Below are 10577 nucleotides of genomic sequence, written 5' to 3' on the forward strand. Positions count from 1 at the left end.
TAATATCGTTTACCATTACAATTGGGTGCGTAGGTAATAGTAATAATAACGCCAAAGACACAGTTTCTAAAAATATTTCGAACGAGAATAGTACAGAGTCTATTCCTGTCAAGGGAAATACCCTTTCTCTAGATAGTGCCTGTGCTATTTTTCAAGAGAGAGCACGAAGAGATTTTCAACGGGACAGTCTTAAATTATACTATCATGGCATTGCAGCTCCCTCCAAAAAATTAGTTGATACTCTCAAGTCTAAGAAAATCCAAGTAGTTCCTTTAAATTGTCTTGTTGATAAAGAACTTTTATGTTATAATCAAATTGCCGACAGTGTAATTAAAGTCAAATTTGGAATTACCTTGTCAGCTTTAATTAAAAGTGAATACTTAACCCACTCCCAAAATTAAACTTTAGTAATCACCTTTATATTGATTGTTTAACCTAAAATTGTTTGGCATATAGCCCAGTCGGAGTTTTATTTTCTCACCTAAACCAATATCATATGAAAAAGAATGCAAAAAAAAGGATCGCTGACATTGAAAAGAATGTTCCTAAAATTGACAAATCTGATAACATTGTAGGTGGCCTCAACTTGAGTAATGTACCTATGTCTCAAAATGTATACAGAACATATCATTATCCCTCGTGGGATTATATTAAAGTAGTAAGGATACCAAATTAGTTTAAGTTCTAATATTAAGCTAGAGAACTTAATAACCTTTAATAATGGTCGTATAGATATGTTGCTTAGTGTAAACTAAACTTATGTATACTTACAGCACATTATAAAGGGCATCAATTGTTTTGTTAAATCCGCTTCTAGGAGCGGATTTTTTATTGTAATTAAACTTACAGCAATTGTAGTTTCCCTAATTCATTATCGTCGTTCAAACTGCTTTTAATAATATAACACGTTATATTGTAGATTTTTTACTATTATTGTATTATCTATGCTCCTGACTATAACAGTTATACATAATCAGGTTATTATTAAGGTTAGCAATAAACGCTCACCACTATCAATCACAGATTTTACAAGGCATTACGAAGATAAAATGTGCTCCCAGCGGGATCATAGAAATGCGTGAGCTGCTTATCCATCTCAACAAACAACTGGGAGTAACCGTGTTTCTGTCCAGTCATTTGCTGGCAGAAATTGAGCGCACGGTTACGCACCTGGGTATCCTTCATAAGGGGCAATTGCGCTTCCAGGGCAGCCTGGATACCCTGCATAGTATCAGGAAACCGGTGATGCAACTGCATACCAGCAATAATATGGCTGCGGCATCCCTGCTCAGCACTGCCTTCACCGTTGCTGCACAAACGGAGGCTCACCTGAAGATAAACTGTACCACACCGGACCAGGGCGCCGCCGCCGTAAGACAACTTGTAATGAACAATATTGATGTATACCAGGCCAGTATTATCAAAGAGGACCTGGAAGAACTCTTCTTAAAAGTAACAGCATGACACCTATCATAAGATGCCTACGATCTGAATCACTTAAAATTAAGGCTACTCCTGCACTCTGGCTTGCGCTGTGTACGGCAGCCCTGTTACCGGCACTCAACTTCCTGGGCGCTGTGTTTAATGCAAAGGACATGATTCCACCACCAGGGTTAAATCCCTGGGACCTTCTTCTGACAAGGGCCTGGTATCATCTCGGCACTTTACTGCTCACCTTATTTGCTGTTCTCAGCACAGCCTTGCTGGTGCAGACAGAATACAAAGCCAATACCTGGAAGCAGGTGCTGGTACAACCAGTGCCGGAATGGGCTGTGTATACCGGTAAGCTGATAACCACACTACTGCTCACCTTGTTCTGCCTTGCATGCTTCGCGGGTTTTTCATTGATAGCCGGCTTACTCGCCGGAATCATCAAACCGGAACTGCAATTCCTGCACTACACTCCTTCCCTCTTCTTCATTCTGAAAGCAATCGTTCATTCTTTCGTTGGCCTGTTGGGTGTGTTGGGGATGCAGTATGCCCTGGCGCTTTCATTTAGAAATTTTGTTCCGCCTATAGGCGCAGGGCTTGCCGGCTTTATCGTTTCGATTTTTTTAATGGGAACAAAGTTTAAAGATTTCTTCCCCTATACGTCACCATTACTTACTGCATCAAAGCTCAAATCACTTTCCGGAAGAACACTCCTGCTTAATGAATGGATGAGCATCGTGTTTTTTGGGGTGGCGGTTATAGCCGGATACTTTCTCTTTCTGCGCTATGCAAAGAAATCCGGCGCATAATATTCGTGACAGTACAAACCAATCATTTCCGTTCTCTTTCCGATCAGCAGTCAGCCCTTCCGCCAGGCTGACTGTTTTTCATAAAAATGTTTTTACTTTATGTCATGCAACACGTATTAAATGAGCTTTCCAAACTTACGCTGCTGGAAGAAGAAGATCTGAAAGCCCTCCAGGGCCGGATAACCGTATTGGAATACCGGAAAGGAGATGTGATCCTGAAGCAGGGACAACCCTGCCATCATGTTTATCTCATCGCGCAGGGGTTTGTAAGAGGGTTTTATCATTACCGTGGAAAAGATGTGACCACCTGGTTTGCCAAAGAGTATGATCCTATCACCTCTTCCCATGCATTGTTTACCCAGGCGCCCACCCGGGAAGGCATTGAAACCCTGGAGGAGACAACCCTACTGGCTATCAACATTGACCACCTGCAACAACTATATAAAACACATCCCCATCTGAATACACTTGGCCGTGTATTGACAGAACGCAACTATCTTGAATTGGAAGACCGGCTCTTCTCCCTTCAGTTCGACAGCGCCCTGGAACGATACCGGAAATTAATGACCGAAAAGCCGCACGTATTACAGCGTGCTCCCCTTGGGCATATTGCTTCTTACCTGGGCATGTCTCCGATAACCCTGAGCCGGATGAGAAACAGGATATGATGGCTTTTTAGCTTTTGCTAAAAAATGGAATAACAGGTATCCTGAACTTTGTGTATTTGAAAGCTTACTGAATTTCAGTTGCACAAAGGAAACGGTTTACTGTGTTAACAAATATTATATGCCTAGTCTGAAAAGTAATATTTATCCGGTGTTGCTCCGTCTGATCAGAGCGAAAAAAGTAATATCCAGGGAATTCAGCAAGGAAGATTTCCGGAAACGACAGCGCCCCACCGGACCTCCGGAGAGAATGAGGGCTTCTTTTGACATTGACTGCCAATTGTCCACCCATAAAAGGACCATCTGGAGACTGAAGAAAAGGAACACCGCTGTGAGAGGATACATCCTGTATATGCACGGAGGCGGATATGTACACAACATCACGAAATACGACTGGCCCTTCCTTGAAAAAATTCTTCAGCAAACAGATTACGGGATTATTGTGCCGGATTACCCGTTGGCTCCTGCTTATTCTCATATCGACGTTTTTAAAATGATTGTTCCGCTCTACCTGGAACTCATACAAACTATAGACAGTAAGGAGATTGTTTTGATGGGTTTTTCTGCAGGCGGCGGGATAGCGCTGGCACTGGCACAGTACCTGAAAAAAAATGAGCTGGAACAGCCGGGGCAGATCATTCTGTTGTCACCTTTGCTGGATGGCAGTCTCACCAATCCTGACATTTCTCTTGTAGCGCACCGGGACCCTTACATTGAAGTGGAAGGACTCCGCCAGGCGGCATTGGCATATAGCTTCGACGACAACGTGAGGTATTACAGGGTCAGTCCAATAAACGGTCCCATCGCGGGACTGGCGCCGATAAGTATATTTATGGGTGGGCGTGACATACTGATGCCGGACGGCAGGAAGCTGACTAAACTTGCAGCCGAAGCGGGTGTTCATATCAACTACAGAGAATTCCCGGGTATGATACATGTCTGGATTTTTCTGCAGATACCTGAAGCCAGGCAAGCTATTCAGGAGATCATTCAAACATTGCAGGCTGCCTCGTTCAATAACGCACAGGAGAAACAGGCATCCCATGTGGAATAAGTGATAAAGTCTGTAATTGTAAAGTTTACCCGCTGTACCTGGCTGTTTTTTTTCATCGTCAGCAATTTCTTTTACTTGATAAAATGTCTCTTCAGTCATGGTGAGATGAATACAAAATTGCATTGACATACATACATTAAACGACAGACTTCCTCCTTACACGCTTGATAACAAAAGCCATCTGACAAGCGGTTTCCTGTGCCAATATCCTGTATCGGGCATTGGCATAGTTTCGTCAATTGATTATTTTTCTGTAAATTTTCAATCAGCTTATTCTATAACCTTATTTTTTACTTATGCGAATAGTTTTATCCCTCAATTTTTCACTATAAAAAGTGTACAACTACATTATCCCGACTGGCACATTTGATTAACCTATTATTTAAAACATCCGATATGTTTAAGCAGGATGAAATACAGGATATCATCAGGAGTCTTGATCCTGCTGATTGTAACAGGATTTTCCCGTAAGTGTTATTGTCAGCAGGCGAGTAACGCCGACAAATACCATGAGTCATTGATGAAAGATTCTATTCCGGAGGATGCAGATCTCGTACTGGCATGCAAGGTTTGGGGATTTCTGAAATATTATCATCCCGCTGTTTGTATAGGACGCTACAAGTGGGATAATGAATTATTCAGCATTATAGCATTAACGGCTAAACGCAAGCATCTGAATGGGAAAGACAATGATCTGGCGGCCTATATCAAAGGTCTCGGGCATTTCAGGAAAGGTAAAGAGCAAGAAGAGATTACTTCCGGTGTCAGGATGCATCCTGACATAGACTGGATATATAATCAGGAAGCCCTGGGACAGGAACTGTCATCGCTGCTGGCCGGTATCCTGCATGCGAAGAGAAGCGGGAAGAAGAGCTATTACGTGAGTAAGGAAAAAGGAGTAGGATCTCCGGTGTTCAGACATGAGGATGATTATAGCGAAATGAAATACCCTGGCGTATCATACAGGATATTATCATTGTTCAGATACTGGAATATGATACAGTATTTTTATCCCTATAAATACCTGATACAGGACAACTGGGATAAAGTACTGGCAGAACTGATACCTATCTTTCTGCATGCATCAGATACCCATGCGTATGAGATGGCGGTACTGAAGATGGTCAGCAGGATACATGATGCACATGGCGTAGTGGAAATAGCAGCGTTGGACCAGCAATACCAGCAGCGTTACTTTGCACCGGCGGTGATCGAATTCGTTGATACGTTGCCGGTAGTTACGGGTTTTCTCAAAGACGGCACCCTGCAGGCGGGTGATGTTATCCTGGAGGTAAATGGCCACCCGGTTCCGGAGCTAATTACCGCAAAAAGGGATAAGGTATCCGCTTCCAATGAAGCGGTGTTACTGCGGGAAACAGCACGGAGCCTGCTAAGCAGCGACAACGACCGCCTGATGGCGATAAAGATAGCCAGGAATCAGGCTGTGCAAATGGTCAAGGTGAAGCTGCTGGATTATAAAACATATGTCAGGCTAAAGCGGCAATACCAGGAACATCAACGCCCAGCAACCTGGAAGATACTGGCAGGGAATATAGGATATGTGAACCCGGAATCGCTCTTAGTTAAAGATATTCCGCGCATGATAAAAGATCTTGCGGGAACAAACGGGATCATCTTTGATTTCCGTTGCTATCCTTCGGCGTATGTTGTCTACAAGCTGGGCAACTGGCTACATGGCGGTAAGACGCCATTCGCCCGCTTTGCCGCAGGTAGCATCCGTTCGCCGGGATTATTCATGGACGGAAACACTGTATATGTCGGGAGGAAAGCGAAAGAAGGGACATACAAAGGGAAGAGTGTGGTGATCGTGAACCAGGAAACACAGAGCCAGGCGGAATACACCGTTATGGCGCTCCAGGCCGGACAACGATCCATAGTAGCAGGAAGTACCACCGCGGGCGCTGACGGCAATACAAGCGACATCGTACTTCCCGGCGGCATATACACGGCTTTCTCCGGGATCGGCGTATACTACGCTGATGGCCAGGAAACTCAACGTACCGGAATAAAGATCGATGTCAGGTGTAACCGCACCATTGCCGGTATACAACGAGGAGAAGATGAGTTGCTGCATAAGGCGATAGAGACCATCAGAAAATAGAACCATGACAGTTCGTTAAACTGTGCCAACTGTCTGTTGAAAAGTATATCACAAACCTGTAAATGTGTACGTAAATGAAAAGTTAATTGGCTTTAAGCAGCGGGATCTGCTTTTATTTTTATCTTCTTACAAGGGACACTGAAGATTTCATACCAAAAGATTACCATCCTTTTTAAAGAGCTCATAAAGGCTCCCGGCACTTTTAGTGCCTCTATTTACCTGGCGCCATAGCCCGGGCGGGGAAAGGCATGCCGGATCTCTGTGTAATGCGCTACCTGAAGAAAGTAGCGAAGAGGGAGTGCTTTGCTCATCATTCAACAAGTTATCCGAGTATTTATTTTTTAATAATTAAAACCCAACAAACATGAAAAAGAAAAATTTCAGCAGGGAGCTTTCCCTCAACAGAGACACCATTGCACAACTGAGTTTGTCTCAGATGAACAACGTAAACGGCGGTGAAGCAGAAGGCGACACCGGAGGTAAGAGATGCTCCAAAAAATGCTGTTATTCTAAAGGTTATGCTGCTGTAGAAGAAGAGGAAGAATCATTTGAACCTGAGTTCAACAACTCCTGTAAGTAATTCTATTTCCCTCATTTCTAACTATCAAACCCTATCTACATGAAGAAGAAAAACTTCAACAGGGAGCTCTCTCTTAACATCGAAACTATCGCCAGGCTGACCAGTGCTCAGGTAAAAAGTACTGCTGGCGGCGATGATATCGAGAATAGTGTTTGCAGCAGATGCTCAAAAAAATGCTGCTACTCCAACCCTACCCTGCCTGGCTTTCCGGTAAGACTGACAGAAGGTGAAGAAGGGGGAGAAGAACTCTGGTCATGCAGATGATCACCCATTTTCATTTTTAACAATCTAAAACCCTTAACATCATGAAGAAGAAAAGCTTCAACAGGGATCTCTCCCTCAACAGGGAAACCATTGCGCAACTGGGTCTGTCTCAGATGAGCATCATCAACGGCGGTGAACTGGAAGGTGATACCGGCGGTAAAAGATGTTCCAAAAAATGCTGCTACTCTTACAAGCCACCAGAAAAACAGCCTGCTCAATTTGAGTTGGAAGAATTCGAAGAATTCAACAACTCCTGTAAATAATCGTCATTATTAAAACCCACACAGTATGAAAAAGAAAAACTTCAACAGAGATCTTTCCCTTAACCGCGAAACCATTGCCCAACTGAGTCTTACTCAGCTGAATTTCATCAACGGCGGTGAGCTGGAAGGCGATACCGGCGGTAAAAGGTGTTCCAAGAAATGTTGCTATTCCGGGACTAAGCCTAAAGCGTTTGAAGAGGAAGAAACTGAAGAATTTGAAGTTGAATTCAACAGGTCCTGCAAATAACAGGCATCAAAAAACAGGTGAAAGCTGGTTACAGCTTTCACCTTTACCCATCAATCATCAAAGCTATGGATACTGTTATCAGCAAAAAAAACCTCGCCGCCCATGCACTGGACCAGCTACACCAGATGATAGCACCAGCGCCCGTCAGCTACGATGGTCTGTACGCCGGGCGTTCCGGGCTGGCACTGTATTACTGTTATCTCTCGATATACAAGGAAAATGACGAGTATGATTCTACAGCTATGTCGCTGCTACATGAAATATTCGACAATCTAGAAAACCCATCAGGCACTACCTTTAATGGTTATACGTTATCCATCGGGCTCACAGGATTTACATATATGCTGTATCACCTGTACGGCGAAGGCTTTCTTCCCGGATTCGACATTAAAAGGAACCTGCAGGCACTGGATACTTATATCTATGAATCATCCCTGGAAGATCTGAAGAACGGGAATACTGACTTTATGCATGGCCCCCTGGGATCGATGCTGTACTTCGCTGAAAGGCTTCCTGATCCGGAGATCGAGGGTTACATCCTTTCGCTGCTGGACGCAATGAATAAGTTAGCAGTCAGCGATGAACGCGGACTTCGCTACACCAATGCGAGAATGGAAAAAGAAGCCGGAGAAAATGAAGAGCCGATAGACCTTGGCCTTGCACACGGGAACACTGGTATACTGCTCGTACTCTTACGGCTATATGAAAAAGGCATCTGCATGGATATGATCAGGCAGATCATCCATGATAGCATCCGGTTTATACTCAGCTACCAGGAAGTACCCGACATTGAAAATGGCAGGTACTCCTTCTTCCCTACCGAATTATACAAAGTATCTAACCACCGGTTCCTCACGCCGAGGCTTGGATGGTGCTATGGCGATCTGAACATAGTTCTCCTGTTATACCGCGCCGGCAGGATCATGGATAATCCGGAATGGATCAGCAGAGCCACGCATATAGGCATGCATACTATAGAGAGAAAAGATCCCGCCTCGAGCATGATATATGATTCGATCTTTTGTCATGGTTCAGCGGGTATGGCGCAGGTGTACCGTTGTCTTTATAAGGAAAGCAGCAACAGCGCTTACGCTACAGCATATGAATACTGGCTGGACAGAACACTGGACTATATCAGTGAGGATGAAAAGAAATGCTTTATCACCAACGAGACAGACCTGTTGAGCGGTCCGCCGGGCGTGGCACTGGTGCTGCTATCGTATCTCTGCGAAGAACAGCTGAACTGGGACAAAGTTATGCTACTATAATTTTTAAAGAAAAGGAATCAAATATGAAAGCGATCAAGATCGGGTTAATTGACTTCGGGGCAAGGTATTCCAAGTATCATTCCGTTCATATTCTGAACGATATTATAGACTATGCCATCCATGCAGATAAGCTGGGGTTTTCGAGGTACTGGATGGCTGAGCATCATTATCTGAGCCGCGCCTGGAGTAACCCGGAAATGTTGTTGCCTGTGATAGCCGGAATGACCAGGCAGATCAATGTAGGTGTTGCCGGTATATTGCTTCCGGCGCACTCCCCTTACCGGATCGCCCTGAACTTTAAATTGCTGGGCACCCTCTTCCCCGGCAGGATAGACCTGGGCATTGCTAACAGCGCGCCGCACAAGGACATGATGCGCCGTCTGCAGGACCACGCCGAAGAATCCGCCGACCGGCAAACCTTATTCATCCGGAAGATAAAAGAACTGTTTGAATACTTCCTTCGTGAACAGGAGTTATTTGAAGAAGATGATACACTGATCCCTCCTTACAAAGGAACACTTCCCAATATCTGGAATCTCGGCACGTCCCTGCCGGATCATATTTCGCTGAATGAGGCGCCTCCGCTGCATTTCTGTAAATCGTTCTTCCATAACCGCAGCACACTGGAAAAGGAGACGGTTATCATCAATACTTTCAGGGATAAGTATTATGCACTTACGGGTAAAGACCCCGTGCTAAATGTGGCCTTCGCAGGGTTTTATACACCAGGAAAGAAAAAGCAGCGCAGGTACGACAATGGCCAGAACAGGGCACATGCTGTCAGCTTCAGTAACTACGTGCATAACAGTATTGAAGGCAATGCAGATTTCTTCTATGACACATTGCATAACTATCAGGAAAAACTAAAGGTGAATGAATTCATTTTTCTTGATCTGAGTTATTCATTTGAAGAACGCAGGGAAACACTCAATATGTTGAGCGAATCTTTTTCTTTAACACCCGTATCCTAAAAACATACACATGATTGAATGCCTTCCCTTCCTGGTTCTCAGGACACCGCTGCAAAGCACCCGGTATGCATATAGCCCTGCCGGTAATGCTCCTGCCCTGTTTGAAGAAGGGCTTTATCTCGCGTCCCCCGATTTATGGCATGAGCTTAATAAGAACGGATTGTCTGACGCCGGTATGAGAGCAGCCTATGCCAGGTACTGGCTGAGAAGCTGTACCAGGAGCACGCCCTTCGGCACTTTTGCAGGATGTTCACTAGCGGCGGTTTCGGATGGAGACAGCCACATTGTACTTGGTGACCAATCGTCTCACGATAAAGCGGTGCGGATTGACATGAATTATTTTACCAGGATTGTTGATGAACTGTGCCTGCTGCCTGAGATCAGGAACCATATCAAATTCTTTCCGAACAACAGTCACTATCAGCTGCCTGATGAAATACGCTATGTAGAATATAAGCTTAATAACCGCGATACACGGGAATACAGTCTTACCACTGTTGAACGGTCGGCATACATCGACATTATCGTACAACGCGCCGCTGCACATGGCGCCACCATTGAAGAGCTGATAGACGCCATCATTGCAGCCAAAGGTATGGCAGACCGAAAAGACGACATTACACGTTTCGTAGTGGAGGTTATTGGCTCACAGCTGCTGACGCCCGGTATTGAACCCTGTCTGACCGGGAATGACCCGCTGGCGGAACTGATCCGGCAGCTGGAAGTGATTGCACCGGGAGCGCATTTGTGCAGCCAACTGAAAGAGATCGGGCAGTTATTGCTGCATCCGGGAAAAGGTACTGCCTGGTATCAACTGGTGGAAAATGCATTACAGGAACTAAGGCAGGATGACCACCCGATAAAATATCCGTTGCAGGTAGATTTGTTTCCTGCCTTCATTGC

Annotated in this window: 13 protein-coding genes; all 13 read left to right on the forward strand. The window is 44.7% G+C overall.

Features of this window, described 5'->3' with window-relative positions:
* Positions 1 to 401, forward strand: a 401-nt coding sequence (locus VM802_RS08160; protein WP_325529336.1) for a hypothetical protein, incomplete at its 5' end; no start/stop codon positions are given.
* A gap of 673 nt (positions 402 to 1074) precedes the next feature.
* A complete protein-coding gene (locus VM802_RS08165; RefSeq protein ID WP_325529337.1) occupies positions 1075 to 1464 on the forward strand; it encodes a hypothetical protein in 390 nt (129 codons plus the stop codon).
* Positions 1461 to 2240 (forward strand): ABC transporter permease, encoded by a 780-nt coding sequence (locus VM802_RS08170; RefSeq protein ID WP_325529338.1) that lies wholly within the window; start codon positions 1461 to 1463, stop codon positions 2238 to 2240. Before VM802_RS08165 ends, VM802_RS08170 begins: the two co-directional genes overlap by 4 nt.
* A gap of 104 nt (positions 2241 to 2344) precedes the next feature.
* A complete protein-coding gene (locus VM802_RS08175) occupies positions 2345 to 2908 on the forward strand; it encodes a Crp/Fnr family transcriptional regulator (protein ID WP_325529339.1) in 564 nt (187 codons plus the stop codon).
* 118 nt (positions 2909 to 3026) lie between these two features.
* Positions 3027 to 3959, forward strand: a complete 933-nt coding sequence (locus tag VM802_RS08180) for an alpha/beta hydrolase (RefSeq protein ID WP_325529340.1) — start codon at positions 3027 to 3029, stop codon at positions 3957 to 3959.
* 409 nt (positions 3960 to 4368) lie between these two features.
* The gene (locus tag VM802_RS08185) at positions 4369 to 6081 is read left to right on the forward strand and encodes a S41 family peptidase (protein WP_325529341.1); all 1713 of its coding nucleotides are present in this window, start codon (positions 4369 to 4371) and stop codon (positions 6079 to 6081) included.
* 364 nt (positions 6082 to 6445) lie between these two features.
* On the forward strand, positions 6446 to 6661 hold the full coding sequence (locus tag VM802_RS08190) for a class I lanthipeptide (protein ID WP_325529342.1): 216 nt from the start codon (positions 6446 to 6448) through the stop codon (positions 6659 to 6661).
* A gap of 39 nt (positions 6662 to 6700) precedes the next feature.
* Complete coding sequence (locus VM802_RS08195) at positions 6701 to 6925, forward strand: class I lanthipeptide (protein WP_325529343.1); 225 nt, start codon at positions 6701 to 6703, stop codon at positions 6923 to 6925.
* A 41-nt stretch (positions 6926 to 6966) separates the two neighbouring features.
* Positions 6967 to 7188, forward strand: coding sequence for a class I lanthipeptide (locus VM802_RS08200; protein WP_325529344.1), 222 nt, complete (start codon positions 6967 to 6969; stop codon positions 7186 to 7188).
* Positions 7189 to 7213: 25 nt separating this feature from the next.
* On the forward strand, positions 7214 to 7435 hold the full coding sequence (locus VM802_RS08205) for a class I lanthipeptide (protein WP_325529345.1): 222 nt from the start codon (positions 7214 to 7216) through the stop codon (positions 7433 to 7435).
* A 65-nt stretch (positions 7436 to 7500) separates the two neighbouring features.
* On the forward strand, positions 7501 to 8703 hold the full coding sequence (locus tag VM802_RS08210) for a lanthionine synthetase C family protein (protein ID WP_325529346.1): 1203 nt from the start codon (positions 7501 to 7503) through the stop codon (positions 8701 to 8703).
* A gap of 23 nt (positions 8704 to 8726) precedes the next feature.
* Positions 8727 to 9674, forward strand: coding sequence for an LLM class flavin-dependent oxidoreductase (locus VM802_RS08215; RefSeq protein ID WP_325529347.1), 948 nt, complete (start codon positions 8727 to 8729; stop codon positions 9672 to 9674).
* A 10-nt stretch (positions 9675 to 9684) separates the two neighbouring features.
* Positions 9685 to 10577: lantibiotic dehydratase (locus VM802_RS08220; protein ID WP_325529348.1), on the forward strand; the 893-nt coding region annotated here is incomplete at its 3' end.

The organism is Chitinophaga sp. (assembly GCF_035538455.1).
GTDB lineage: Bacteria > Bacteroidota > Bacteroidia > Chitinophagales > Chitinophagaceae > Chitinophaga.